Raw genomic sequence first — 25,294 nt, forward strand, 5'->3', positions numbered from 1 at the left:
GGTTTTTACAGAATGATGTCGGTTGCTGATCTGCATTATTTTGCGTTCAGAGCTTGATGATCAGGGTTTTATCTGCATTTTGTTGCAGATTTAGGCGCTCTGGTGGACTTGGAATGCACTATATTGCATCTATCAGCAACAAAAGCTCTGTTGAAATGCATTTAAATGCAGGTGGGAAAACATGTACGACCTGACCTTACAGATATTCACGGCGGGTAAATGGCAAGACGCGATGATTCTGAGCTTCGACGATCCTGAGAAGGGTTTCGAGAGTCGCTGCAGTTTTGGTTACGAGACGACCTACCTTGCTGAAAATATTGAAGCCATGGGCTCTCCGTTTTCCAAGGCCGTCAGTGCGTTGTACCCACTGGATTGGGACGGACATCGTTCCAAAACGCCGGCATTCGTGCACGACATTGCCCCCGCCGGGGCAGCCAAACGTTTTTTGCTTGCACGTCTAGGTCAAGAAAAACCGGCGAACATCAGCGCCGATCTATATCTGCTCGGTCGCAGCACGCCAGCCCCCATCGGCAATATGCGCATAAAAGAGTCGGCTGAGGTGATCGATGAGCGCAAGCCAATCGGATTCAAGCGTGAGGATGTGATCCAGCGTGACAACCGCTTTCTCGAATATGCCTATGAGCTGGGTGCGGCAATCGGTGGAGCTACCGGCGCGGGTGGTGAAGCGCCGAAGCTTTTATTGGCCGAGAACAAGGCTGGTCTCCTGTATCCCGATGCCGTATTGGATGACGATAAAGTCAGACAGCACTGGTTTGTGAAATTTGCCCGAAACAGAGGCGGTCTGACCGATCAAGACATCCTGCGAAGCGAATTCCATTACTACAAGGCGCTTCAGAAACTCGGCATTGAAACGATCGCGGCCGAAGGCTTGGCGCTGGAAGAAGCGAACAAGCCAAGTTTGTGGATGCAGCGTTTTGATCGCAAGGTGAGCGATGGCGAGGTAAGCCGCTTGGCTGTCGAATCGATTTACTCGCTGGCTCAAGTGACGACACCGGGAAGTGCGATGAACCATATGGAGGTCATCCACATGCTCGCCGGGCTCTGGCGCAGAGCAGGGCAGGCCAGTCAGATACCCGCTCTTGTGACGGACTACTTACGCCGGGATCTGATCAACAAAATCCTTGGTAATTCGGATAACCATGGACGTAACACCGCGATCATTCGCCAGGCAAACACCTTTCGCCTAGCGCCGATTTATGACCTGGCGCCTATGGTCATGGATGACGAAGGCGTGACCCGTACGACCAAGTGGCCAAGAGATCTAGAGCGAGCGGGAGACGTCGATTGGCGTGGAGTGTGCCGTGCGTTGGCGGATATTGCTGAACCGGATGACCCATTGGCTGCGCTGTGTGATGCGCCGGCTCTATTCGAACGACTGCGCGAAGATGCCCAACGTCTGGCGGCGCTGCCCGACATACTGACGGCCAGTGGTTTGCCCGACAAAACAATGAATCACCCAGGCATTCATCTGAAAAATCTGGAGCAACGCTTGAAAAAGTGGGATCTGCAATGAGCATGACGGTAGCTGAGCGCACGGTGCTCATCGAAAGCATTCAAGAGGCTCTCGCGCAAGGAACACTGGAGATCGGTGAGGCCGTTCGCCGTTTGCGCGTGGAAGTGACGGGGCTGCATCAGACCCAGTTTGCCAAGATGTGCAAGATATCGGTACGTACGCTGGTACATATCGAACACGGCGAGGGCAACCAGACACTTAAATCGTTGAATGCAGTGTTTCGTCCGTTTGGCCTGAAAATGGGCGTCGTGCGGGTACGCCGAGAGACCAATTAAAATCCGACGCAGCCCGCAATGTGCTGATCGCCCTAGCTCCGCCGCACATATGCCTTTCCATAATGACGTTCCATTTTCGCCTGAATCAATTCCAGGCCAATCGACATCAGCCAGTAAATGATCGCCGCCGTCGTCAGCATTTCGATGTAGCGGTAGCTTGAGCGCCCATAAGACTGAGCGAGAAACATCACTTCCCAGACGCCCATCACCGAAATCAGTGACGAGTCCTTGAGCATCGAGATGAACTGGTTGGTCGTGGGCGGGATGATCGTGCGCATGGCTTGCGGCAGGGTGATGCGCCAGAAAATCACTGTCTCGCGCATCCCCAAGGCCAGCGAAGCTTCGCGCTGGCCGTGGTCGACCCCGAGGATGCCAGCGCGGAAGATCTCGCTGAGATAGGCGCCGTAGTTCAACGACAGGGCAATGATGCCCGCGACGATGGCGCCAGGCACGATGCCCAATTGCGGCAAGCCCAAATAGATCAGCAAAATCTGGATAAGCAGTGGTGTGCCGCGAAAGAACGAGGTGTAAAAACTGGCGATGCCGAACGCCACGGCGCTTTTCGACAGGCGTGCCAATGCCGTGATGAAGCCCAGCAGGGACGAGGCAACAATCGAGCACAGACACAGGAAAAGCGTCAGCGCTGCACCCTGCAAGAAGCCGTTGGGCGCCAGGTGCAGGCCAACCAGATTGGGCAGTTTGTCGAGGATGATCGAGAACTTCAGGTCGAAGCTCAGGAAGAACCCGGCGAACAGGCAGAACAGCGTTGCCCAGGTCAGGTACAGCCGCGTACGAAACCCGAACAGCCGTTGCAGGCGTGATTCAGCCACCGGTTGCGGTGGCTGGGGAGGCGTCGGGAAAGAAGTCATTGGCTGATATCAGCGCCGATCCATTTTTGCGACAGCTTGCTCAGGGTGCCGTCCTGTTTCAGTTGCGCGAACACCTCGCGCACTTTGGCGTCCCATTGCGCGTCGCCCTTTTCGATGGCCACCGAGTTCGGCTCCGAATACAGCGGCGCGCCGGCCAGTTTGAAGCGTTTGTCCTGGTTCAGACGTGGTTGCGCGGTGACGAGGTTGGTGAGGATTGCATCCAGGCGTACGCCGGCGCCCAGGCCCAAGTCCTGGAAGGCGACGTTGTCGGTATCGTATGGCGCGATCTGCACATCGTCGAACGGGTACTGCAACTGCGTGTCTTCGGCGCCTTCGATGACCAGGTTCTTGTTCAGATAACTTTCGTAACTGGACGCGCTGGTGAGGCCGACTTTTTTACCACTCAAATCCTTGGCGTCGTGGATCCGCTCATCCTTGGCGTTGACTACGATCACGGCGGGTGAGGCGTAGTACTCGACCGGGAAATCGAACACTTCGGCGCGGGCCTTGCTCGGCGTCATCGAGCAGATGCAGATATCGTAACGCCCGCTCCAGCGGCCGGCGGCAATGACGTCCCACGACGGCGTTTCGAGTCGCAGCTTGACGCCCAACTTGTCAGCCACTGCTTTGGCGACGTCCACGTCGAAGCCATCGAGCTGGTTCTGGTCATTGAGAAACGAGAACGGTGGATAGCTTTCCATCAGCACACCGACCAGCTGTTTTTTCTGCTCGATACGATCCAGCGTGGCGCCAGCAAAGGCTTGAGTGGAGGCGGCCAGAATCGTCAGGCCCAGGGCCAGTAGCGGTTGAAATTTCACAGTCGATCCCTGGGTAAAAAAGAAGTTGTTTTTAACGGAATGGTGCGTATTAAATAGTTATAAGAACGACTCTGATAGTGAGTTATTTTCATAAGCATATGAGTGAAAAGCATATGGGCGCAGGCAGCACGATTATTCTCGATGGCGGCATGGGCCGTGAGTTGCAGCGCGCCGGGGCGCCATTTCGTCAGCCGGAGTGGTCGGCGCTGGCGTTGAGCGAGGCGCCGCAAGCGGTTGAGGGGGTGCATGCCGCTTATATCGCCAGTGGCGCCAATGTGATTACCACCAACAGTTACGCCGTGGTGCCGTTCCATATTGGCGAAGAACGTTTCGCCGCCGAAGGGCAGGCGCTGGCCGCGTTGGCCGGTGAGCTGGCGCGACGTGCGGTGCAGGCCTCGGGGAAATCCGTGCGGGTGGCCGGCTCATTGCCGCCGCTGTTTGGCTCTTATCGTCCGGATCTGTTCGAGGCCGCACGAGTGACCGAGTTGCTGGCGCCCTTGGTCAATGGCCTGGCACCGCACGTTGATCTGTGGCTGGCGGAAACCCAGAGTTCGATCATCGAGGCGCGCGCCATTCACGCCGGGTTGCCGAAGGATGGCAAACCGTTCTGGTTGTCGTTCACCTTGAAGGACGAAGACACCGATGAAGTGCCGCGCCTGCGCTCTGGAGAGCCTGTCGCCGAAGCCGCGGCGGTGGCGGCTGAGTTGGGTGTCGAGACGTTGTTGTTCAATTGCAGTCAGCCAGAAGTGATCGGTGCCGCGATTGATGCCGCGCGTGCAACCTTCGAGCGTCTGGGGGTGAAGATTCACATTGGTGCTTACGCCAATGCGTTTCCGCCGCAGCCAAAAGAAGCTACCGCCAATGACGGACTCGATCCGCTACGCGAGGATCTGGATCCGCCGGGTTACTTGCATTGGGCAATTGATTGGCAGCAGCGTGGCGCCAGCCATTTGGGCGGTTGCTGCGGGATCGGGCCGGAACACATTGCGGTGCTGGCGCAAAAGCTGGGGTGAACAACAGATCAAAAGATCGCAGCCTGCGGCAGTTCCTACATGGGATTGACGTTCACCCTGTAGGAGCTGCCGCAGGCTGCGATTTTTTGCTTTTCAGGTAATCACGATCGGCATTCAACCAAGCCTTTGACCTGCCCGTCGGGCGTCTGATTTTCATCCGACAGCCACCGCTCGAAACCTGCCGCAATCGTCGGCCACTCGCTATCCAGAATCGAGTACCACGCGGTATCGCGGTTCTGCCCCTTGACCACCATATGCTGGCGGAACACGCCTTCGAAGCTGAAGCCCAGACGTTCTGCGGCGTATTTGGAGCGGGCGTTGCCGTTGTTGCATTTCCATTCGAGGCGGCGGTAGCCGAGGTCGAAGGAGTGTTTGGCCAGCAGGTACACCGCTTCGGTACTTCTCGGCGAGCGCTGCATTGGCGCGCCGAAGGTGACGTGGCCGATTTCGATACGGCCCTGGGCCGGGACGATCGACATCAGGCTAAGGATGCCTTGTACCTGACCGCTGGCGCGATCAACGACGCTGAAGAAATACGGGTCGCTGGCGGCCGCGTGGTTGTTCAGCCAAGCGTCGAAAACGCTGCGTTCCGGGAACGGGCCGTAGGGCAAGTAATCCCAGAGTTTCGGGTCGGCGCCGGGGCCTTCGAGGGCGGCGAACAGCTCGTCGCCGTGGCGCGCCGGGTCGAGTCTTTCCAGGCGAATGAAACGGCCTTCAAGCAATGTGGCGGTGGGGGCGGGGACGCCTTTCCAGTCAGCGAGTGAAGCGGTCATGCGTGCGTCTCCTTAAAGGGCTTTGCGAAACTGGATGAAGCCCGGGCGTTCAGCGATGCGCTCGTAGAGCTGGATCGCGGTGGCGTTGGTTTCGTGGGTCAGCCAGTGCACTTTGCAGCAGCCGTCAGCCTTGGCTGTGGCGTAAACGTGTTCGATCAACAGACGGCCGACGCCAGTGCCACGGGTTTCGGGTATCACCAGCAGGTCTTGAAGGTAGCAGGAGTTTTCGATGCTCCAGTTCGAGCGATGGTAGATGTAATGCACCATGCCCACGGCTTTACCGTCGGCCCACGCCAATGCTGCGTGGGTCGGTTCGCTCGGGTCGAGGAAACGCTGCCAGGTGCTGTCGGTCACGGCGTCTGGAAGTTCGGTGTTGTAGAAACGCAGGTAAGCCTGCCACAGCGGCAGCCACGCGGCGTGGTCGGCGGCGCTGACCGGGCGAATGTCGATCTGACTCATGGAGATTTCCTTAGCGCATCAATCGGGCGAGGGTTTGATCATTGATTTCCGGGCTGGCCGCCAGGCCATCGCGCACGCCGGCAATGTCTTCGGCGCTGCGGTTCTGGCTGAGCTTGCGTTTGCCTTCGAGGCGGTCGATGGGAATGGCGAAACCGACAATCGCTTTGAGCATGCCGTCGATGTAATCGGCAGGCGCATCGGCAACTGACCACGGTTGTGCGCGGCCGGCTTCATGGCGGTCGGTGAGGGTGCTGACGATGTCGAGCAGGCGCCCGCCGTCGCTGAAGGTTTCGGCGTGGCCATAGGCATGCACGGCGATGTAGTTCCAGGTCGGCACGACTTTGCCGTGTTCGGCCTTGCTCGGGTAAAAGCCCGGGCTGACGTAGGCATCGGCGCCGGCGAAGATCAGCATGGCTTCGGCACCGTCGCGCAAGTCTTTCCACTGTGGATTGGCGCGGGCCAGGTGCCCGTACAGCGTGCCGTAATCGCCTTGCTCGCAATGCAGCAGCACCGGCACATGGCTGGCTTGCAGGCCGTTTTCGCCGTGGGTCACCAGAATGGCGAGGCGGGTGGCGAGAATCAGTTCGTGCAGTTGGGACAGGTCTTCGATGGCAAAGGCGCGTGGCGTGTACATGGACAGATTTTCCTTGGCGAATGCCTGCATCGTAGGCAGGCTATTGGTCTGTTGTAAGAGCCATTGATGACCAATTTCATAGGTCCATTGTCATGCCCGATTCGCCAACGTTGTCCATGCCCTTCAACCCTGCAGGTATCGAGCTTGATCGCCGCCAGGGTTTGAGTCGCCAGCTATATCAGGCGTTGCGCCTGCGGGTACTGGACGGGCGGCTGGCGAGTGGCACGCGGTTGCCGGCCAGTCGCGATCTGGCGGCGGCGTTGGGGATTTCCCGCAACAGCGTGGTGCGCGCCTACGATCAACTGTATGCCGAAGGGTTTATCGAGGGGCGGGTCGGCGATGGCACTTATGTCGCGCAATTGATGCCGGTAGCAGCCTCGCCGAAAAAATTATCCACAAAAGTATCCACAGGGTTTTCAACAGGCTTACCCACAGCCTTATCCACAAATTGGCTGGATTCACCTGTGATTCCATCCAGTAAAGTTATCCACAGCGGGACCTTTTCGCGTATCGAAAAGAACCATTTGCCCCGGCCGCCGAGCGGTCCACCGCGAGCCTTTCGGGTCGGTGTTCCGGCCTTTGATCTGTTCCCGTTCGAGGTATGGGCCAAGCTGAATGCGGCTTTCTGGCGCAAACCGAATCTGGAGCAACTGTGTTACGGCGATCCGTCCGGCGATGCGCGTTTGCGCGCCATGATCGCGGCGTATCTGCGTAGTTCGCGTGGCATGCAGTGTTCACCTGAGCAAATTCTGATCACCAGCGGCGCACAGCAGGGCATTAGCCTTTGTGCACAGTTGCTGGTGGAGCCGGGCGACGGTGTGGCGATCGAAAATCCGGGCTACCGTGCGGCCGGTCATGCGTTCGCCGTGGCAGGCGCTCGTTTGCACGGTATTGCCGTGGATGACGAGGGTATGGATTGCGCTGCGCTGTCGGCCACTGGGGATTGTCGCGTGGCTTATGTCACGCCCTCTCATCAGTACCCGACCGGCGTGGTGATGAGCCTGGCGCGACGTCTTGAACTGCTCGCCTGGGCCGAGCGTTGCCAAGGCTGGATCGTCGAGGATGACTACGATGGCGAGTACCGCTACACCGGTGCACCACTGGCACCGTTGGCGGCACTCGATCGACAGGGACGCGTGTTGTATGTCGGCACTTTCGGCAAGGTCGCGTTCCCGGCATTGCGCCTCGGTTATCTGGTGCTGCCCCCGGCGTTGGTCGATGCGTTCTCGCAACGCCGGGCGGTGGATGTCCGGCATTCCGAGGTGAGTACCCAAGCGGTGATGGCCGAGTTCATGGCGGCCGGGCATTTCCAGCGGCATATCCGGCGCATGCGCCGCGCCGCCCTGAGCCGTCGCAACACCTTGCTCGACGGTTGGCCGGCAGCCATTGCCGGTGTGGGCGATTTACCCGCGGTATCGGCCGGGCTGCATCTGACCGTGGCCGTTGACAGCATCGAACGCGAGCAGCAGTTGATCGCGCAAGCTGCTCGTGTCGATGTTGAGATCAACGGCTTGAGCAGCTATTGGCTGCCCGATTCCACCACGCCTCTGGACCAGCGTGCCGGGCTGGTGCTGGGTTTTGCCGCTGTCCCTGAGCCGGCGATCAAAGCGGCGCTGACCCGGTTACATCAGGCTTGGCGGGCGTGAAGAACACGCTTTCGGCCAGTTGGCTTGAAAGAATCTCGCTGCGATGAATTTCGATCACTTGCTGATTGTTCAAGCCGCGCAAGTCATATGCACCACCGAGGCGACGCTGTGCCACGGTTTTCATGTGTGCGGCGCCGATGGGTGTCAGCGGGGCGTCGACACTTTGATAGTGAAAGTGCGCATAGCACAGGACCTTGTCGGTTTTCGCATCGCGTACTTCGTATTCGTCGAGAAAGTCGTTGGCGTGTTTTTTCAGCCTGCGTCGAGTAACGGTTTTGGTGATGTTTACTTCACGTTGGCTTTTCAGCCACTCAACCCCTGCGGCCGTGGGCGGTTGCTGTTTGATCATGTTGATGCGCAGGCTGGTGCCTTTTTCGTAAAGACGGGTCGCGGCATCATTGAGGGCGTGACCAAGGGTTTCCGTCCCGGGTGACGAGCCGGCAGTGAGATTGCTTGCCGTCAACGCTTCATCGATCGCCGCGTTGGCCTTGCGCAGGCGGGCAGCATGATTATGAAAGGCCTCTTCAATCTCGACCGGAATTCGTTGCGCGCGTTTGATGCGGGCCTCGGTACGCTGTTCGAACGCAGGCAGGCCATCGATCAACGCCTGCCCCTCCTCAATGCTGGTTTTAAGATTCGGCCTGGCCTTGGGCCTGGCAGGAGGCGATGGCGTCGTGCCGTGTTCGACCCACTCCCCCGGCGTCTTCTCATGAAACGTAGCGATTACCCCGGTCAGTTCGCTGCGCACTTCAACCAGGTCGGTGTCGTGGCCATCAATACTCTTTTTTCGTTCGCCGACCAGGGTGCCTTTGAATCGGGTCTTGATGATTTTTCGGCTGGAGGCCGAGGCCGAAGACGGCCTCGATGGGCCGGGCTGGGGATCCAGCAAGTGTTTGTTACGCAGCAGATCCGCCAGTCGCACATCCGTTTGCGCCTTGAACTCGATCACTCGAGTGCGCACGTGCCCCAGTCGAGCCGACTGAATCTGCTCGGGAAACTCTACGGCGAAATCGGCAAAGCGTTGATCCACAGCGGCAAACTGTTCCGAGACATTGCTCAGGGCGTCGATTCTTTCGCGCAGATTGCTCAGGCTTTCGTCAGCGGTCAGGTTCAGTGAACTCTGAATATTCAGCGCAGCATCTTCAATAAGCGTTTCCAGTGTCTGCTGCGCATCGGCGCGGATTGCTGTTTCGCCGGGCTTGATGCAAATCTCTTGGCCAAGGCTGATCTGCAACAGCTTGAGATCATTCAAATCGTAGGCCGGCAGCGCTTTTCGATAAATGGCCAGGGTTTCCACGGCGTCCCTGCCAAGCAGTTCGAGCTCGCGGAATCGGCTATGCGCCGACTCGATCTTGTCGATGATGCCCTGGGTCTGATCGGTCATTTGTTCACAGGCCTGGATAAAGGCCTGCCGCTCGACGCGGGTGTCGTCCGCAATCATCGCCATCGTCGTCATTACATTGGCTTGATAGTCGGTGGAATGCTGGCTGAGCCACTCCTGGCCAAGAAACAATTGCATCTCCAACCGCTGGATCATGGTCGTGCGATAGTTGGGAATGTCCTGCGCGAGGTTCAATGCCTTGATCTTCTCGATGTTCGCGCCGTAGTCCTTGCTCTGCGCATCGAGGGTGTCCAGATACTGCTGGCGTGCCGCTGCCAGGGCTTGTGGCTGAGCCGAGAGCATTGCGCTGTGGGCTTGATCGAGTCGGTTCTGTTTGTCCTCCATCGTCAAGTCGAAAGCCTTGAGGTCGATGGTCAGTTTTTTCGCTTGCCTGTCGCTTTTGCTCTTGGCGTCCTTGCGGCGATTGCGCAGCCCGCCCCCGCGCAGGCGCAAGCGCAGGTCGACCACCCATAGACCGCCGGTGCTGCGGGTGAGTAAGGGGCCGGATATCAGCGATTGCATACGCGTGTCGATGATCTGCACATCTTCGTTGTCATTGATCGCAACCTCAAACCAGCGTTTGCCGACGGGGGCGTACCATTTGTTCTGATGTGCATAGAGGTGTTGATGTCGACCGGTACTGGCGGCATCACCAAGCCCTTCTGGTTTCTCGACGTTGAAACGGTCGAGCAGGGATTTCAGCGCCAGGGGCGAGCGCAGTAGCGCGGCCATGGCGTTGACCGAGGATTCATGGGCGGCGGGCAGCTCGGTACGGGTGACGTCGGGCAAGCGCAACGGTTTGATCGGCGCCGGGCGTGGGGTTGTTGCCTGCGCCTCTTCCTCTGGTTCCACATAGGCTGATTCGGCGGGGGGCGCGTCGCCGACCGCGGCGCGATGAGCGAGCACCATGCCCAGCGCGAGGAAAATATCGGCCAGCGCCGTCCAGGCAAACTTGCCGGACTCTTGATTGGCGACGTCGCTGATCTCCTGCAAGTCGTCCATGATCTGCCAGATCCATGCCGCCGTGCCGACACTGCGGCCCAGAAACGGCAGTGCCGCATTGAAAAGCATCCAGCCGCCGCTTTTGAGTGTGGCCCAACGCGCCTCCGCGTTGGAGACAGACTGGCGGTCGGCTTGAGTGATGACAGCCTGAGCGTTGGTGGTGTGCAAGGTCGCCAGGATGTCACTTTCGATGACGGCAGTACCCAGGGCAACGGGGCCGGACATATCGATTGAGGTGAGCGGGTTGACCAACAGTTGCGGGATCGTCCACACCGACGGCAATTTAGCGGTGAACACGAACTGGCTGTAATTGAATCGCACATCGTCCGGCAACCAGGCCAGTACCGACTCGCGCAGGTGTCGTGAATGCCGGATCGAATACAGCAGGTTGGCGTGACTGGGGTACTGAATCAGTGCCATGTCGAACAGCGGCCGATAAAGCACGCAGGGGCCCTTGCTTGCGTCGCGCGGGCCGATGACGAACATGTTGGTCACGGTGTCGGCCGCTGAACTTGTGCGATGGGCTACGAACGCCAGTGGCCGGATGACGATTTCTTGCCCATCGACTTGACGCGCTTCGGCACGGTCGTCAAGGACGGCGACCACGTATCGGTAACCCTGCTCGTCGATACCTGCTGTTCCACGAATCTTGTTTTGCAGTGCCAGCAACGGTAGTTCGAGAGCCAACTGACCGGTGTAAAGCTTCTGCAAGGCAGCCGCTTGCACGGCATCGTCAATCAGCAGCTTCTTCAGGTGTGCGGGGTAGGTTTTGCCGATGTCGACGGTGCTCACCAGTCGCTCGACATAAGCCACGGTCATCCAGTCCGGCAGTGCACTGTCGTCCTTGTAGCGTACGGTTTTATTGCCCAGCGGCAGACCTGCCAGGTTTTGCAGGGCAAGCTCGGTCAGCGACAGGCTCCTGGTTTGAATCTGGCCCGGCAAGACGAATGTGCCCCAAACCTCAAGACTGGCGATGCTGATCTCGATGTCGTCGATTTTCACCTCGCCCGCGCTCGGGTGCTCCTTGAGAATCTGCCGCGTCAGGGCCTCGCGAGTAAAAGTCTGCAGACTGACGACCTGTGCCTGAAACGACCGACCCTTGTGCGAATGCTGCAACACCGTCAGGTCCAACAGGTAACGACTGAAAGCGGCCTGATCGGCGGGCGCGGCGTTGTCCAGCCAGGCAGGCAGCATCGGGCGCAGACGGTCGACATGGGGCTTGATGCCTGGCGGTGGTCGCCGGGGGCGACCGGTGTGAGGGTAGGGCAGATTGAATGTCGGGCCTTCGAAGAAATTGATCTCGCCGAGCGCGTCGCCTTCCAGCGCGATCAGAGTGCAGGCCTGGTGGTCGAAGAAGTTGCCTTGCGGTTCCACCAGCCGCCACTTGAGCCCGCGATCAGGGGTGCGTTGCCAGTACTTGCGCGGCAGTGCTTCACCGAGTTCATCCAGCGAATCGAAACTCTGGAAGCCATGGATCACTGAATACGTCAGGATCATCGTGCGCTGCCCGACGGTGCCGATCAGTACGGCGCTGTCCAGCAGGGTCAGGTGACTGCTGTCTTCGTCTGCGACCTGGCTCTGATCGAGGTCAATCAGGCAGGCGCGGGTCTTGTAGGGGTCTGCGGGCAAACGCTGGTGCTTGTCCGGGACCTTGAAAACAGCCTGAGCCATGGCCAGTTGATCGGTGTCCCAGCCAGTACGGGCGCTGACATTCCAGACGTTGCGCAGAGCGTCCGACATTTGCTGCCAGCGTGGCTGATGCGCAGCGGTGAATGCGCCCCAATAAGCAATATGTTGTTCTTTGAAGGCCACGAACATCAGGGGCGCGAGTTCGTTGAGCAGGCGGCCGACGGCGTCGATCTTTACCGGTAACTGGATCGCCAGTCTGCCGGGCTGCAACGTCAGAAAGTGCTCTGCATCGAGGTAGGTCACGGTGGTTCCGTTCAGCGTGAGCCGTACCAGAGCATCGGTCAGCGATTCGATCTGCTCGCGGCCGGGGACGATGCGCCCGCCCTCGTAGAACCAGGACGGCGTCACCACCATGGCCTGTTGCGGATCAATGTTCAGCGTCGGATACAGCGTCTTGAGTGCCGGTTGCAGGGTTTTCGAGGCGACCTCGCGCAACGAGGGGCCGGTCATCAGTTGGGTCACTACATCAATGGTATTGGGGAGGGGAAAATCGGGCATGAGCCATTCCTGATCTGACGAGAGAGATTCATATCAGGGCAAGGTAGAGGTCGCGTCTTGGCGGTGTGCGGTACATAAATCTTGCGGGCAAAAAAAGACCCGCGAGCGCGGGTCCTCAGCTGTTTTCGGGTTACTGCGCGCTTTCGAAACCTTCAAGTACGTTCACTGCGTTGATTCCGATTTCTTCCACCGCGTAACCGCCCTCCATTACAAACAGTACGGGTTTGCCGAGGGCGGCAATGCGCCTGCCCATTGCCAGATAGTCCGGGCTGTCGAGTTTGAATTGCGAGATCGGATCGTCTTTGAACGTGTCGACCCCCAGCGAGACGACGATGATGTCGGCGCCGTAGCTGTCGATTTCATCGCAGGCCTGATCCAGTGCCGCGCTCCAGGCATCCCAGGCGGAACCGGCAGGCAGCGGATAGTTGAAGTTGAAGCCTTCACCGCCGCCTTCGCCACGTTCATCTTCGTACCCGAGGAAGAAGGGGAACTCAGCTTCCGGATGGCCGTGAATCGAGGTGAACAACACGTCGCTACGCTCGTAAAAGATCGACTGGGTGCCGTTGCCGTGGTGATAGTCGACATCGAGGATCGCGACCTTCTGGTGGCCCTGATCGAGGAAGGCCTGCGCGGCGATGGCGGCGTTGTTGAGGTAGCAATAGCCGCCCATCAAGTCGCTGGCAGCGTGGTGTCCCGGTGGCCGGCACAACGCAAAGGCACTGCGCGCGCCGCGCTGGATTTCGGCTTGCGCGGTCAAGGCCACTTGCGCTGCGCTATACGCTGCTTGCCAGGTGCCGGCAGTGATCGGTGCGCCGCCATCGAAGCTGTAATAGCCGAGCTGGCCGTGCAGGCTGGTCGGTTTGATTGCACGTAGCGTGCGCGCCGGCCAGGTGTAGGGCAGCAGATCGCCGTCGGTGTTGAATTCCGTCCAGCGCGCCCACGCGCCTTTGAAGAAGTCGAGGTACTCGCGGCTGTGGATGCGCGCGATCGGCTCCAGACCGAAATCCTTCGGCGCTTCGACCGGGCCGAGGTTCTGCTGCTGCACCCTTTGCAGCACATGGTCGGCGCGCGATGGCATCTCGAAGCAGGGCTTGAGCTGGCCATCGATCAATTCGCAACGGCCATGGTGCAGGTGGTGATCGTCTGAGTAGATCGTCAGCATTTGTTGTTCTCCGCAGGGCTGATTCGGTTGTTGTCAGTGTTGCGGCGGGCGGCGAATCGGAGAACGGCAGGAAAGGCCAAAAGGGGATGGATATGGCCAAAAACACTGACCGAAATTCGCCCCTGCTTCAGGCCCTGAACTGACTCGGCGCCACGCCGCTCCAGCGTACAAAGGCATGGCGGAAGCTGGCGGTCTCACTGAAGCCTAGGGTTTCGGCGATGCGGTAGATCGGCAGTTGATCCTCACACAACATCTGCTTGGCTCGCTCGAAGCGCAGTTCGTCGAGCAACTCCTGATAGCTGCTGCCCATGTCCTTGAGATGCCGGCGCAAGGTACGTGGCGAACACTTCATCTGTTGCGCCAGACCTTCCAGCCCCGGTGCGGCATTCAGTTGGGCACTGAGCAACTGACGAATCCGCCCCAGCCACGCTTGGCGCCCGGTGAACTCAAGGTTCTGCTTGCGGCAGCGTTCGGCCATGGCTTGATGGGTGATGAGATCGGCCAGCGGCAGCGGTTGATCGAGCCAGTGACGGTCGAAGGCGAAGGCGTTGTCCTTGGCGGTGAAGTGCAACGGTGAGCTGAAGTGTTCGGCATAGCTGTCGCGGTAGTCCGGCGCGGCGTGCTCGAACCGCGTCGCGCGCAAGGGCAACGGATGCCCGAGCAAGTCATCGCAAATCACTTTCAGTGAAACCAGGCAAAACTCGGCATTGAACACCGCCATCGCCGGGCTCTCGCGATAATCGGCGGCGACGAACCAGACGCGCTCGCCGTCATCTTCCAGACTCAGCTCGAAAAGTGTTCCCAGTAGCGCCGGATAACGGATCGCCAGACGCAAAGCGTCACCGAAGGTGGCACAGGTAAGCAGCGCGTAACCGAGGATGCCGTAGCAGGAAACGTGCATGCGCCGACCCAGTTCCAGGCCGATGTCATGCTTGAGCGCGACGGCATTGGCGCAAACCTGCATCTCCTGATTGGTGGTGATGCGGGTGTCGGCGCGCTGCAAATCTGCCGCACTGATGCCGCTGCCGGCCAGCAGCGCTTCGCTCGACAGGCCTTCGGCTTTGAAGGTGTTGAGGATCAGCGAGACGGCGTTGAGGGTGGTGAGGTGGGAGTGAAGCATGGGATCTTCCAGCCTTGAGATGGCTGGAACGCAGCAAGTTGCATGCCGCAGCAGCCCCTCACCCCAGCTCTCTCCCAAAGGGAGAGGGGGCCGATTGGGGGATATTGAAGAGATACGCCGACGTGAAAAAACTGTGCCGAATCCATAATCGACACTTTTTTCAGGTCGGCGTATAGCGCAAGACACTAAGGTCAGTTCCCTCTCCCTCCGGGAGAGGGCTAGGGTGAGGGCCGATCCAGAGCCTTGCTCAGAGCAACTCACCACACAAGTCCAGTTCGATCAGCCGGCGGACATCACCTGTATCCAGCCCTGCACCCAGCAACCCATGCAACTTGCCGAACGCTGCTTCGCGAGTCATGCCGCCGCCGGACAGCACGCCAACACCGCGCAAACGACTGCCAGCCTCGTAAACATCCAACTCGACGCCACCCTCATGACACTGCGTGACCGCAACCACGACCACGCCGTTATCCCGCGCACGGCCAAGGCTTGCCAGAAACTCAGGGTTGTCGCTCGGCCCTGTACCGCTGCCGTAGCACTCCAGCACCAGACCTTGAATGCCGCTGGCGAGAAGTCCGTCGAGCACCTCGGCACTGATGCCGGGGAATAGCGGCAGCACGGCGACCTTGGCCAGTTGCTTCGGTTGGTTGTAGTTCAACGACGCTGGAATCGAAGGCGCTTTGACACCGCCGCCCTGACGCTCCAGACGCTTGAACGGATGACGGCCAAAACTGCGCACTTTCGCGCAACGGGTCGGCGCCAGCAGTTCGCCGTGGAAATACAGATGGACGCCCGGTGCCAGACCCTGGCCGAGGGCAACCAGTGCGCCGCCAAGGTTTTCCCAGGCATCGCTGTCGGTAACGCCGGCCGGCAGCATTGAGCCGGTGAAGCACACGCGGGCGTGCAGGCCGAGCAACTGGAAACTCATCGCCGCCGCACTGTAAGCCAGGGTGTCGGTGCCGTGCAGGATCAGCACGCTGTCGCAGCCTTGCACATCAACAGCATCGACCACCGCTTCACGCAGTTGCTCCCAATAGGCCGGGGTCATGTTGGCGCTGTCGATCAGCGGCGACATTTCACGGAAGCGCCACTGCGGCAAGACGAGTTCAGGCTGGCTGTGCAGGTAGTCACGCATCCGCGCTTCGAAACCGGACGCCGGGGCCAGGCCATTGGCGCTGGCCTGCATACCGATGGTGCCACCGGTGTAGAGCACCATGACGTGTTGGGCGGCGGGGTAGGAATTGGCAATCATCTGAGGTCTCCACAAGAGATGACATTGTAGGAGTGAGCCTGCTCGCGATAGCGGTCTTTCAGCCAACATAAATGTTGAATGATGAACCGCTATCGCGAGCAGGCTCACTCCTACAAGTTATTGCATCACAATAACTGACGGGCGCTGGGGATGCGCCCGTCATTCACCTGTCAGCGTTGCGCTGCAGGTACGCCTTGCGGCTCGGCTTCGGTCTTGCCCGCTGTTGCCGGCGGGTTGGTCGGCCAGGCCTTCAGGTCCAGATCCAGATCAGCAAATTTGCTGGAATCGAACACCGGCTGTTTGACCCCGGCGCGGCGCTGCTCGTCGTAGTCGCGCATCACACGCATGCCGACCTTGAACAGCATGGCCAGGGCCACCAGGTTGACGAAGGCCAGGCAGGTCATGGTGATGTCGGCGAAGGCGAACACGGTCGACAGGTCCTGCATCGAACCCCAGACCACCAGCGCCAGCACCAAACCGCGGAAAATCATCAGCGCGGCGCGGTTGCGGGTGAGGAACTGCAGGCTGTTTTCGCCCAAGTAGTAGTTGTAGAGGATGCAGGTGAAGACGAACAGCGACAGCGCGACGCTGACGAACATGCGACCCCAGTCACCGACCACAGCGGCCAGCGAGTTCTGGGTCAGGACGATGCCATCACCTTCGAAGCCCGGGGTGTAGAAGCCCGACAGCAGGATCAGCAGCGCGGTGCAGGTGCAGATCACGAAGGTGTCGAGGAACACGCTGAAAGCCTGAACCACGCCCTGAGCGCCCGGGTGCTTCACGGCGGCCACGGCGGCGACGTTCGGCGCACTGCCCAGGCCCGCTTCGTTGGCGAACACGCCACGCTTCACACCCATGACGATGGCGCTGCCAAGCAGACCGCCAAAGGCCGGGTCGAGACCAAAAGCGCTCTTGAAGATGGTTTCCAGCATGGCTGGCACGTGTTCGATCTGGGTACCGATCACGTACAGGGTCACGCCGATATAGGCCAGGGTCTTGATCGGCACCAGCAGGTCGGACACCGAGGCGATACGCTTGATGCCGCCGATGAAGGTGATAGCCAGCAGCACCGCCAGGACGATACCGGTGTGTTGTGGGTTGAATTCAAAGGCGTTCTGCAGCGAGTGGGTCACGGTGTACGACTGCAGACCAATGAAGGCAAAGCCGTAGGTGACCAGCAGCAGGACCGAGAACACCACCGCCATGCCTTTGAGTTTCAGGCCGTGCTGGATGTAGTAAGCCGGGCCGCCACGGTACAGGCCGTCGCCATCGGCGCGCTTGTAGACTTGGGCCAGGGTGCACTCGAAGAAGCTGCTGGACATGCCGACCAGTGCGGTTACCCACATCCAGAACACCGCACCTGGACCACCGAGTGTCACGGCGATGCCGACACCGGCGATGTTGCCCGCACCAACGCGGCCGGCAAGGCTGAGCATCAGGGCCTGGAACGAGCTGAGTTGCCCGGCGCTGCCCTTGAGGCTGTCGCGGAACACCGCGAACATGTGGAAGAAGTGGCGCAATTGAACGAAACGCGAGCGAATCGTGAAGTAGCTACCGAGCCCGACAATGAGCACGATCAGTACTTTCCCTGAGAGGAAGTCGTTAATGACTTCGAGCATGGATTTTTCCTCGCTGTTTATTGTGTAAGCAAATACTGGATGGAAGAAACATCGTGTTACACCGGTGTGCGCGCGGCACCACGGGTGAGGCGAAGGTTTCGTCCGGTTCCATTTCGCGGGTTTGTTATTAGTTCGGGTTTCGCATGGGTTATGGCCTCGTTACCGACGACCGCTCACGCGAAGAGGGGCGGCACTATACCGATCAGTGACGCGCCCGTCTGCACGGTAGTGGTGCAAGCGACGAAACGAGGCTTTGAAACACCCGGCGTTACCGGCGCCGGGCTTGTGCAGGAACTGCTCTGTGTGGGAGCGAGCCTGCTCGCGAAAGCGGTATTGCAGACACATCGTTTTTGAATGTGCCGCCGTCTTCGCGAGCAGGCTCGCTCCCACATTGTTCAGTCCCCAGACATACGGGTCTCAGGGTCACAAAGTTAAAAAAAAGGGCTTGGGGACTAAATCCCCAAGCCCTCAAAAGGTGAGAGGTGTCTAGTCCCTCGACCTGGTGAGCGGTGCTACAAGTAACGCGTCGGCTCAGGCTTTGAGCGGAACCAGACGCGGAGCAATCATGTTTTCCGGGCGCAGGATGTCGGCGAGCATGGCTTCGTCGAGCAGACCTTCTTCGCGCACCAGTTCCAGCACGCCGCGGCCGCTCTCAAGAGCGAGGCCGGCGATACGGGTGGCGTTTTTGTAGCCGATGTACGGGTTCAGTGCGGTGACCAGACCGATCGAGTGCTCGACCAGTTCACGGCAGCGCGCTTCGTTGGCCGTGATGCCGACGATGCAGTGCTCGCGCAGCATGTCCATGGCGCGTTGCAGCAGGCGGATCGAGTCGAAGATCTTGAAAGCGATCAGTGGCTCCATCACGTTCAGCTGCAGTTGGCCGCCTTCAGCTGCCATGGTCAGCGCCAGATCGTTACCGATGACCTGGAATGCAACTTGGTTCACGGCTTCCGGAATCACCGGGTTGACCTTGCCGGGCATGATCGAGCTGCCTGGCTGACGCGCTGGCAGGTTGATTTCGTTGATGCCGGTGCGTGGGCCGCTGGACAGCAGGCGCAGGTCGTTGCAGATCTTCGACAGCTTCACCGCGGTGCGCTTGAGCATGCCGGAGAACAGCACGAAGGCGCCCATGTCGGAAGTCGCTTCGATCAGGTCGGCCGCCGGAACCAGCGGTTGACCGCTGATCAGGGCCAGACGCTGTACCGCCAGCGCTTGATAACGCGGGTCGGCGTTGATGCCGGTACCGATAGCGGTGCCGCCCAGGTTCACTTCAGTCAGCAGTTCCGGGGCCAGCGTCTTCAGACGGGCCAGGTCTTCGCCCATGGTGGTGGCGAAGGCACGGAATTCCTGGCCGAGGGTCATCGGCACGGCGTCTTGCAGTTGGGTACGGCCCATTTTCAGGACGTGATCGAATTCTTTGCCCTTGGCCGCGAACGCCTGAATCAGGCTGTCGAGGCTGGCCAGCAGGGTGTCGTGACCGAGCAGCAGGCCCAGGCGGATGGCCGTTGGGTAGGCGTCGTTGGTCGACTGCGCCATGTTGACGTCGTCGTTCGGGTGCAGGTACTGGTACTCGCCTTTCTGGTGACCCATTGCTTCGAGCGCAATGTTGGCGATCACTTCGTTGGCGTTCATGTTGGTGGAAGTACCGGCGCCACCTTGAATCATGTCGACCACGAACTCTTCGTGGTAATCACCGCGGATCAATCGGGCACAGGCTTCGCTGATGGCAGCGTGCTTGGCTTCGCTCAGGTGACCCAACTCGCGGTTGGCGTCAGCAGCGGCCTGTTTGACCATTGCCAGGCCGACAACCAGTTTCGGGTAATGCGAAATCGGAACGCCGGAGAGACGGAAGTTGTTCACCGCTCGCAGGGTCTGGATGCCGTAATACGCTTGAGCCGGTACTTCGAGGGCGCCAAGCAGGTCGTTTTCTGTGCGGAAAGATGCAGCGGAGGACATGATAGAAATCATCTCGATATGGACCCGGTCTGTGCCGGAACGCTGCGAATGCTAGGCTTGTGGGAAATTTTGGGCCAATGCTGTTCAGCACTGCCCTATGCACATTCGGCATAATGCCCGTGTGACGCCGCGTGCGCGGCAGACGTGTGACCTGTTTTGGTGCGTGTCCGGGAGGACGTGATGAATCTGGAAAGCAAATGGCTCGAGGACTTCAGTGCTCTGGCCGCCACCCGCAGCTTTTCGCAGGCGGCCGAACGGCGCTTCGTGACCCAGCCGGCGTTCAGTCGGCGGATCCGCAGTCTCGAGGCTGCGCTGGGGCTGACCCTGGTCAATCGCTCGCGCACGCCGATCGAACTGACGGCAGCGGGGCAGTTGTTTCTGGTGACGGCGCGCACGGTGGTCGAACAGCTGGGTGAAGTGCTGCGCCATCTGCATCATCTGGAAGGCGGGCAGGGCGAAGTGATGCAAGTCGCGGCCGCTCACTCGTTGGCGCTGGGTTTCTTCCCGCGCTGGATCGCGCAACTGCGTAATGAAGGCTTGAACATCGCCACGCGACTGGTCGCAACTAACGTGGGTGACGCGGTGCATGCGTTGCGTGAAGGTGGCTGCGATCTGATGCTGGCGTTCTATGACCCGGACGCGGCGATGCAGATGGACCCGGAGATTTTCCCCTCGTTGCATTTGGGCCAGACCGAGATGCTGCCGGTGTGTGCAGCGGATGCCGAGGGCAAGCCGCTGTTCGATCTGGAAGGAGAGGCGAGCGTGCCGTTGCTGGCCTATAGCGCCGGGGCGTTTCTGGGTCGCTCGGTGAATGGATTGTTGCGTCAGCGTCAGCTGCGTTTCACCACTATTTACGAAACTGCGATGGCTGACAGCCTCAAGAGCATGGCGCTGGAGGGCTTGGGCATTGCCTGGGTGCCGCAGTTGAGCGTGCGTGCTGAGCTGGCGCGTGGTGAGTTGGTGGTCTGCGGTGGCCCGCAATGGCACGTGCCACTGGAGATTCGCCTGTATCGCTGCGCCTTGGTGCGTAAAGCCAACGTGCGCCTGCTGTGGCGCAAGCTCGAAGGCGGCGCTGCCCAAGCTTCCTGAGCCTACGCGGACCCCTTGTAGGAGTGAGCCTGCTCGCGATAGCGTCAGCACATTCAGCGACGATGTGACTGACACACCGCCATCGCGAGCAGGCTCACTCCTACAGGGGATTTGCGGTGTTCTGTCGCTGACCTTCAGGTCAATAAAACCGGGCATTTGCGGCAGATGACAGATGGTCGCGTGGGGGGCTGTTTATTGCTTTCATTGCGGTATACTGCGCGGCCTTCGGCCGGCACGTCCGGCCATTTTTCGTACAATCAAGCCACGCAACCTGCGTGGCTTGTTGTTTTATGACGCGCCTGCGGGCGCTCCAGAGAGAAGAGGCGCGACGATGAGTGCACTGGTTGGCGTGATCATGGGCTCCAAGTCCGATTGGTCCACCCTTAGCCACACCGCCGATATGCTGGAAAAGCTCGGCATCCCGTACGAGGTCAAGGTGGTTTCTGCCCACCGCACCCCGGATCTGCTGTTCCAGTACGCCGAAGAGGCTGAAAGCCGCGGCATCGAGGTGATTATCGCCGGTGCCGGTGGCGCAGCGCACTTGCCAGGCATGTGTGCGGCCAAGACCCACCTGCCGGTGCTGGGCGTGCCAGTGCAGTCGGCCATGCTCTCGGGCGTCGACTCGCTGCTGTCGATCGTGCAGATGCCAGCGGGCATTCCGGTCGCCACCCTCGCCATCGGCAAGGCCGGCGCGATCAACGCAGCGCTGCTCTCGGCGAGCATCCTCGGCGCCAAGCATCCACAGTTCCACGCGGTACTGAAAACCTTCCGTGCCGAGCAGACAGACAGCGTCCTGGACAATCCAGACCCACGTATTGCCTGAGGTTGTTGAGATGAAGATCGGTGTAATCGGTGGCGGCCAGTTGGGTCGCATGTTGGCCTTGGCGGGCACTCCGCTGGGCATGAACTTCGCTTTCCTCGACCCTGCGCCGGACGCTTGCGCCGCGGCGTTGGGCGAACACCTGCGGGCCGATTACGGCGATCAGGATCATCTGCGCCAACTCGCCGATGAAGTCGATCTGGTGACCTTCGAGTTCGAAAGCGTCCCGGCTGAAACCGTGGCATTCCTGTCGCAATTCGTCCCGGTCTACCCGAGCGCCGAAGCCCTGCGCATCGCTCGCGATCGCTGGTTCGAAAAGAGCATGTTCAAGGACCTGGGCATCCCGACTCCAGCCTTCGCCGACATTCAATCGCAAGCCGATCTGGACGCCGCCGTAGCTTCGATCGGCCTGCCTGCCGTACTGAAAACCCGCACCCTGGGTTATGACGGCAAAGGTCAGAAAGTCCTGCGCAAACCGGAAGACGTGGTCGGCACCTTTGCCGAGTTGGGCAGCGTGTCCTGCCTGCTGGAAGGCTTTGTGCCGTTTACCGGTGAAGTCTCGCTGATCGCCGTACGTGCTCGCGATGGTGAAACCAAGTTCTATCCGTTGGTGCACAACACTCACGAGAGCGGCATTCTCAAGCTGTCGGTGGCCAGCACTGATCACCCGTTGCAGGCGTTGGCCGAGGACTACTCGAGCCGTGTGCTCAAGCAGTTGAACTACGTCGGCGTGATGGCGTTCGAGTTCTTTGAAGTCGACGGTGGCCTCAAGGCCAACGAAATCGCCCCGCGCGTGCACAACTCCGGGCACTGGACCACCGAAGGCGCCGAGTGCAGCCAGTTCGAAAACCACCTGCGCGCCGTTGCCGGCCTGCCGCTGGGTTCGACCGCCAAGGTTGGCGAGAGCGCGATGCTCAACTTCATCGGTGTGGTGCCGCCGGTTGAGAAAGTCATCGCCATTGAAGACTGCCATCTGCATCACTACGGCAAGGCCTTCAAGGCCGGGCGCAAGGTCGGCCACGCCAACCTGCGCTGCGCCGACATGGCCACGCTGCAAGCGCAGATCGTCAAGGTCGAAGCGCTGATCGCCGAGTAACGACAGTTTCATGTGGCAGCGGCGGAACCATTCAGGAGCCGCCGTTCTCTCATGGCAGGATGCCAAAGTCTGTCTAGGCTTTGGCATATCTACCAAATCAGAGGGAAATGCCATGGGAATTATCGGAACCATCTTTATCGGCTTGATCGTCGGCCTGCTGGCACGGTTCCTGAAACCGGGCGATGACAGCATGGGCTGGATCATGACCATCCTGCTCGGTATCGGCGGTTCGCTGGCAGCCACTTACGGCGGCCAGGCTCTGGGCATCTATCACGCAGGCGAGGGCGCAGGTTTCATCGGCGCACTGGTCGGCGCCATCGTGTTGCTAGTGATCTACGGCCTGATCAAAAAGAACTGATCAAAGCGACAAAGCCCTCTCTGCCAAAGTGGCCGGGAGGGCTAGAATGCTCGGCGATTCACTGTTCCTTCCTTTCTATACCGAGCACCTTCATGCGCCGTCTTCTGTTGACTCTCCTTTTCCTGGGCAGCGGTTTGGCCCACGCCGGCGAACTGCCGGAAACCGACTGGCTCGAACTGATGCCCAAGTCGGATCAAAAGGCCCTCGAGGCCATGCCTGAAATCGACCACAACTCCCCGGAAGCCACCGGCACCTTCACCGAGAAGGGCGGGATGAAGCAGGCCAAAGGTCTGCCAGCGGTGATGTATTCGACCAAAACCGTGGCATCGATGAACGACAAACACATTCGCATCGGCGGTTATCCGGTGCCGCTGGAGTCTGACGCCAAGGGTCGCAGCACACTGTTCTTCCTTGTGCCGTACCCGGGCGCGTGCATCCACGTGCCGCCACCGCCGCCGAATCAACTGGTGCTGGTGCGGTATCCGAAAGGTTTGAAACTGGACGATATCTACACGCCGTTGTGGGTGACCGGCACGCTGAAGGTCGAGAAGGTCAGCAATGATCTGGCCGATGCGGCGTATGCGCTGGAAGCGGACAAAGTGCGGGTGGTGCAGGAGTCCGATCTCTAACAGGCGCCACAAACTACTGTAGGAGTGAGCCTGCTCGCGATAGCGTCGTGTCAGCCAATTTAATGGATCTGACAAACCGCTATCGCGAGCAGGCTCACTCCTACATTGGTTTGGCGGTTTTGATTAGAGCGGTGTGCTGGCGACACTGACGCCCATGGTATGACTCGCACCCGGCGCCAGATTCACCACGTCATCCATCACATTCGCCGTCTCGATGCACAACATGCGCTGCCAGCCATCGTTGTCCATATCCGCCAACGCTGCAGCACGGTCGATCCACGGGTTCCAGATCACCGCCGTGCGTGAACCGGTAGCCGTCAGCACAATGCGTCTTTCCCACGTCGGATCGACAATGCTCAGCTGCGGCGGAGCATCGAGGTAGATGCGGTCGGTCTCACCGGCAAAATGCAGATCGCCTTGCTGACTGGTGGTTTTCCAGTCATCCAGCGTCTCGATGTACTTCAATCCATCCACGCCAGCGACATGCACATTGCGCACATCACTGACCGCGAAATAGGTGTGCAGCGCCTGGCTCAGGCTGACGCTGTCACTGCCACGGTTGTGGCTGGTCAGGCTGAAACTCAGTTGCTCGGACAAGTGCAGGGTCAGGGTCAGATCGACCTGATGCGGCCAGCCCGGCAGGCCACCTTCGGGATAGGGCAGCTTGAATTCGACCTTGACGCCGTCAGCCTCGGATTCGATGCCGCCCAGCTCCCAATCCATCGCCCGCACCAGACCGTGCGCGGGTGCCGGTTGCTCGCCGGTGTACATGGCCTGCACGCTCTGCGGGTTGCGTTCGAATTTGCCGAACCACGGCCAGCACACCGGCACGCCGGCGCGAATGCTTTTGCCCGTCTTGAAGTCGGCCTTGTCGTTGAGCCAGATGATCGGCGGTTGCCCATCGATCTGATAACTGAGGATGTGCGCGCCTTGCTGGGCCACCAGCACTTCGGCCTGACCGTGGCGGATGCGCCAGCAGTTCAGTTCATCCAGTTTCACCGCTTCAACGTTGGGCGTGTTCATGGGACAGCTCTCGATCAGACACTTGGGACGGTTATCGACCGCAAAACGGCCACGAGGTTTAACGCGCGCGTGGCGGCACTGAACGAGTGCGGCCGCTGCCGTCGATGGCGACGAAGACGAATACCGCTTCGGTGACTTTACGCCATTCGCTGGACAGCGGGTCGTCGCTCCACACTTCGACCATCATCTGGATCGAGCTGCGGCCGATTTCCAGGGTCTGGGTATAGAAGGACAATTGTGCGCCGACAGCCACTGGCACGAGGAACGCCATGCGATCAATGGCAACCGTGGCGACGCGGCCGCCAGCGACACGGCTGGCCATTGCGGTGCCGGCCAAATCCATCTGCGCTACCAGCCAGCCGCCGAAAATATCGCCAAAGCCATTGGTTTCACGTGGAAGTGCGGTGATTTGCAGGGCCAGGTCGCCTTGCGGGATTGGATCTTCTTGTTCGAGCTCTATCATGCCGGGGGTGCCTCTGACCCGTGACTCTTCGTTGGTATTGCTGGTGGTAGCCGTCTTCGGGAAAAACGATTCAGCACCGAACCTACTACGTTCGTCACGTTTTCCATCAGGCGCCT

At 59.8% G+C, this 25,294-nt stretch carries 22 protein-coding genes; 9 read left to right on the plus strand and 13 right to left on the minus strand.

Features of this window, described 5'->3' with window-relative positions; all coding sequences use genetic code 11:
* The first annotated feature begins 181 nt into the window (after positions 1 to 181).
* Entirely contained in the window at positions 182 to 1,534 is a 1,353-nt protein-coding gene (locus CKW17_RS10120) for a HipA domain-containing protein (protein ID WP_095119745.1), read from the plus strand.
* A complete protein-coding gene (locus CKW17_RS10125; protein WP_095119746.1) occupies positions 1,531 to 1,809 on the plus strand; it encodes a helix-turn-helix domain-containing protein in 279 nt (92 codons plus the stop codon). The genes CKW17_RS10120 and CKW17_RS10125 overlap by 4 nt, the downstream gene beginning before the upstream one ends.
* Before the next feature lie 32 nt (positions 1,810 to 1,841).
* Here CKW17_RS10125 and CKW17_RS10130 read toward each other — a convergent pair whose 3' ends face one another.
* Complete coding sequence (locus CKW17_RS10130; RefSeq protein WP_095119747.1) at positions 1,842 to 2,678, minus strand: amino acid ABC transporter permease; 837 nt, start codon at positions 2,676 to 2,678, stop codon at positions 1,842 to 1,844.
* A complete protein-coding gene (locus CKW17_RS10135) occupies positions 2,675 to 3,496 on the minus strand; it encodes an ABC transporter substrate-binding protein (protein WP_095119748.1) in 822 nt (273 codons plus the stop codon). The genes CKW17_RS10130 and CKW17_RS10135 overlap by 4 nt, the downstream gene beginning before the upstream one ends.
* Positions 3,497 to 3,609: 113 nt before the next feature.
* Between CKW17_RS10135 and CKW17_RS10140 the strand changes: the two genes are divergently transcribed.
* Positions 3,610 to 4,509 carry a homocysteine S-methyltransferase family protein gene (locus CKW17_RS10140; protein ID WP_095119749.1) on the plus strand — a complete coding sequence of 300 codons (900 nt, stop codon included), beginning with the start codon at positions 3,610 to 3,612 and terminating at the stop codon, positions 4,507 to 4,509.
* 101 nt (positions 4,510 to 4,610) lie between these two features.
* Here CKW17_RS10140 and CKW17_RS10145 read toward each other — a convergent pair whose 3' ends face one another.
* The 3 genes from CKW17_RS10145 to CKW17_RS10155 are packed head-to-tail and all read right to left on the minus strand — an operon-like array spanning position 4,611 to position 6,375.
* Positions 4,611 to 5,282, minus strand: coding sequence for a GNAT family N-acetyltransferase (locus CKW17_RS10145; protein ID WP_095119750.1), 672 nt, complete (start codon positions 5,280 to 5,282; stop codon positions 4,611 to 4,613).
* 12 nt (positions 5,283 to 5,294) lie between these two features.
* Positions 5,295 to 5,741 (minus strand): GNAT family N-acetyltransferase, encoded by a 447-nt coding sequence (locus CKW17_RS10150; RefSeq protein WP_095119751.1) that lies wholly within the window; start codon positions 5,739 to 5,741, stop codon positions 5,295 to 5,297.
* Between the two features lie 10 nt (positions 5,742 to 5,751).
* A complete protein-coding gene (locus CKW17_RS10155; RefSeq protein ID WP_095119752.1) occupies positions 5,752 to 6,375 on the minus strand; it encodes an FMN-binding negative transcriptional regulator in 624 nt (207 codons plus the stop codon).
* Between the two features lie 92 nt (positions 6,376 to 6,467).
* On the opposite strand from CKW17_RS10155, the gene CKW17_RS10160 reads away from it, so the two are divergent.
* A complete protein-coding gene (locus tag CKW17_RS10160) occupies positions 6,468 to 8,021 on the plus strand; it encodes a PLP-dependent aminotransferase family protein (protein ID WP_095119753.1) in 1,554 nt (517 codons plus the stop codon).
* On the opposite strand, the gene CKW17_RS10165 is transcribed toward CKW17_RS10160, so the two are convergent.
* The 6 genes from CKW17_RS10165 to aspA form a co-directional block, all read right to left on the minus strand.
* Entirely contained in the window at positions 7,978 to 12,591 is a 4,614-nt protein-coding gene (locus CKW17_RS10165; protein WP_095119754.1) for a dermonecrotic toxin domain-containing protein, read from the minus strand. The genes CKW17_RS10160 and CKW17_RS10165 overlap by 44 nt on opposite strands.
* Positions 12,592 to 12,721: 130 nt before the next feature.
* Positions 12,722 to 13,753: a histone deacetylase family protein gene (locus tag CKW17_RS10170; protein WP_095119755.1), complete on the minus strand. Its 1,032-nt coding sequence runs from the start codon at positions 13,751 to 13,753 to the stop codon at positions 12,722 to 12,724.
* A 127-nt stretch (positions 13,754 to 13,880) separates the two neighbouring features.
* Positions 13,881 to 14,873 carry an AraC family transcriptional regulator gene (locus CKW17_RS10175; protein WP_095119756.1) on the minus strand — a complete coding sequence of 331 codons (993 nt, stop codon included), beginning with the start codon at positions 14,871 to 14,873 and terminating at the stop codon, positions 13,881 to 13,883.
* Between the two features lie 247 nt (positions 14,874 to 15,120).
* The gene (locus tag CKW17_RS10180) at positions 15,121 to 16,125 is read right to left on the minus strand and encodes an asparaginase (RefSeq protein ID WP_095119757.1); all 1,005 of its coding nucleotides are present in this window, start codon (positions 16,123 to 16,125) and stop codon (positions 15,121 to 15,123) included.
* 170 nt (positions 16,126 to 16,295) lie between these two features.
* The gene (locus CKW17_RS10185) at positions 16,296 to 17,744 is read right to left on the minus strand and encodes a sodium:alanine symporter family protein (RefSeq protein ID WP_095119758.1); all 1,449 of its coding nucleotides are present in this window, start codon (positions 17,742 to 17,744) and stop codon (positions 16,296 to 16,298) included.
* Positions 17,745 to 18,275: 531 nt separating this feature from the next.
* Positions 18,276 to 19,700 carry an aspartate ammonia-lyase gene (aspA, locus tag CKW17_RS10190; protein WP_007912102.1) on the minus strand — a complete coding sequence of 475 codons (1,425 nt, stop codon included), beginning with the start codon at positions 19,698 to 19,700 and terminating at the stop codon, positions 18,276 to 18,278.
* Between the two features lie 180 nt (positions 19,701 to 19,880).
* Between aspA and CKW17_RS10195 the strand changes: the two genes are divergently transcribed.
* From CKW17_RS10195 to CKW17_RS10215, 5 genes are all read left to right on the plus strand, one after another.
* Positions 19,881 to 20,789: a LysR substrate-binding domain-containing protein gene (locus CKW17_RS10195; protein WP_064116481.1), complete on the plus strand. Its 909-nt coding sequence runs from the start codon at positions 19,881 to 19,883 to the stop codon at positions 20,787 to 20,789.
* Positions 20,790 to 21,120: 331 nt separating this feature from the next.
* A complete protein-coding gene (gene purE, locus CKW17_RS10200) occupies positions 21,121 to 21,612 on the plus strand; it encodes a 5-(carboxyamino)imidazole ribonucleotide mutase (RefSeq protein ID WP_007920220.1) in 492 nt (163 codons plus the stop codon).
* A 10-nt stretch (positions 21,613 to 21,622) separates the two neighbouring features.
* Positions 21,623 to 22,705 carry a 5-(carboxyamino)imidazole ribonucleotide synthase gene (locus CKW17_RS10205; RefSeq protein ID WP_095119759.1) on the plus strand — a complete coding sequence of 361 codons (1,083 nt, stop codon included), beginning with the start codon at positions 21,623 to 21,625 and terminating at the stop codon, positions 22,703 to 22,705.
* A gap of 112 nt (positions 22,706 to 22,817) precedes the next feature.
* Positions 22,818 to 23,063: a GlsB/YeaQ/YmgE family stress response membrane protein gene (locus CKW17_RS10210; protein WP_007920223.1), complete on the plus strand. Its 246-nt coding sequence runs from the start codon at positions 22,818 to 22,820 to the stop codon at positions 23,061 to 23,063.
* Between the two features lie 92 nt (positions 23,064 to 23,155).
* Positions 23,156 to 23,692: a DUF3299 domain-containing protein gene (locus tag CKW17_RS10215; RefSeq protein ID WP_007920225.1), complete on the plus strand. Its 537-nt coding sequence runs from the start codon at positions 23,156 to 23,158 to the stop codon at positions 23,690 to 23,692.
* 123 nt (positions 23,693 to 23,815) lie between these two features.
* On the opposite strand, the gene CKW17_RS10220 is transcribed toward CKW17_RS10215, so the two are convergent.
* Entirely contained in the window at positions 23,816 to 24,715 is a 900-nt protein-coding gene (locus CKW17_RS10220) for a D-hexose-6-phosphate mutarotase (RefSeq protein ID WP_095119760.1), read from the minus strand.
* 58 nt (positions 24,716 to 24,773) lie between these two features.
* Positions 24,774 to 25,178 (minus strand): acyl-CoA thioesterase, encoded by a 405-nt coding sequence (locus CKW17_RS10225; protein ID WP_003229628.1) that lies wholly within the window; start codon positions 25,176 to 25,178, stop codon positions 24,774 to 24,776.
* Positions 25,179 to 25,294 lie beyond the last annotated feature (116 nt).

Origin of the sequence: Pseudomonas sp. Irchel s3f10 (assembly GCF_900187515.1) — a bacterium.
GTDB lineage: Bacteria > Pseudomonadota > Gammaproteobacteria > Pseudomonadales > Pseudomonadaceae > Aquipseudomonas > Aquipseudomonas tensinigenes.

Coding starts and splice junctions, on each gene's coding strand:
- CKW17_RS10120 (WP_095119745.1), top strand. CDS start 182: ATGTACGACCTGACCTTACAGATATTCACGGCGGGTAAATGGCAAGAC.
- CKW17_RS10125 (WP_095119746.1), top strand. CDS start 1,531: ATGAGCATGACGGTAGCTGAGCGCACGGTGCTCATCGAAAGCATTCAA.
- CKW17_RS10130 (WP_095119747.1), bottom strand. CDS start 2,678: ATGACTTCTTTCCCGACGCCTCCCCAGCCACCGCAACCGGTGGCTGAA.
- CKW17_RS10140 (WP_095119749.1), top strand. CDS start 3,610: ATGGGCGCAGGCAGCACGATTATTCTCGATGGCGGCATGGGCCGTGAG.
- CKW17_RS10145 (WP_095119750.1), bottom strand. CDS start 5,282: ATGACCGCTTCACTCGCTGACTGGAAAGGCGTCCCCGCCCCCACCGCC.
- CKW17_RS10150 (WP_095119751.1), bottom strand. CDS start 5,741: ATGAGTCAGATCGACATTCGCCCGGTCAGCGCCGCCGACCACGCCGCG.
- CKW17_RS10155 (WP_095119752.1), bottom strand. CDS start 6,375: ATGTACACGCCACGCGCCTTTGCCATCGAAGACCTGTCCCAACTGCAC.
- CKW17_RS10160 (WP_095119753.1), top strand. CDS start 6,468: ATGCCCGATTCGCCAACGTTGTCCATGCCCTTCAACCCTGCAGGTATC.
- CKW17_RS10165 (WP_095119754.1), bottom strand. CDS start 12,591: ATGCCCGATTTTCCCCTCCCCAATACCATTGATGTAGTGACCCAACTG.
- CKW17_RS10170 (WP_095119755.1), bottom strand. CDS start 13,753: ATGCTGACGATCTACTCAGACGATCACCACCTGCACCATGGCCGTTGC.
- CKW17_RS10175 (WP_095119756.1), bottom strand. CDS start 14,873: ATGCTTCACTCCCACCTCACCACCCTCAACGCCGTCTCGCTGATCCTC.
- CKW17_RS10180 (WP_095119757.1), bottom strand. CDS start 16,125: ATGATTGCCAATTCCTACCCCGCCGCCCAACACGTCATGGTGCTCTAC.
- CKW17_RS10185 (WP_095119758.1), bottom strand. CDS start 17,744: ATGCTCGAAGTCATTAACGACTTCCTCTCAGGGAAAGTACTGATCGTG.
- aspA (WP_007912102.1), bottom strand. CDS start 19,700: ATGTCCTCCGCTGCATCTTTCCGCACAGAAAACGACCTGCTTGGCGCC.
- CKW17_RS10195 (WP_064116481.1), top strand. CDS start 19,881: ATGAATCTGGAAAGCAAATGGCTCGAGGACTTCAGTGCTCTGGCCGCC.
- purE (WP_007920220.1), top strand. CDS start 21,121: ATGAGTGCACTGGTTGGCGTGATCATGGGCTCCAAGTCCGATTGGTCC.
- CKW17_RS10205 (WP_095119759.1), top strand. CDS start 21,623: ATGAAGATCGGTGTAATCGGTGGCGGCCAGTTGGGTCGCATGTTGGCC.
- CKW17_RS10210 (WP_007920223.1), top strand. CDS start 22,818: ATGGGAATTATCGGAACCATCTTTATCGGCTTGATCGTCGGCCTGCTG.
- CKW17_RS10215 (WP_007920225.1), top strand. CDS start 23,156: ATGCGCCGTCTTCTGTTGACTCTCCTTTTCCTGGGCAGCGGTTTGGCC.
- CKW17_RS10220 (WP_095119760.1), bottom strand. CDS start 24,715: ATGAACACGCCCAACGTTGAAGCGGTGAAACTGGATGAACTGAACTGC.
- CKW17_RS10225 (WP_003229628.1), bottom strand. CDS start 25,178: ATGATAGAGCTCGAACAAGAAGATCCAATCCCGCAAGGCGACCTGGCC.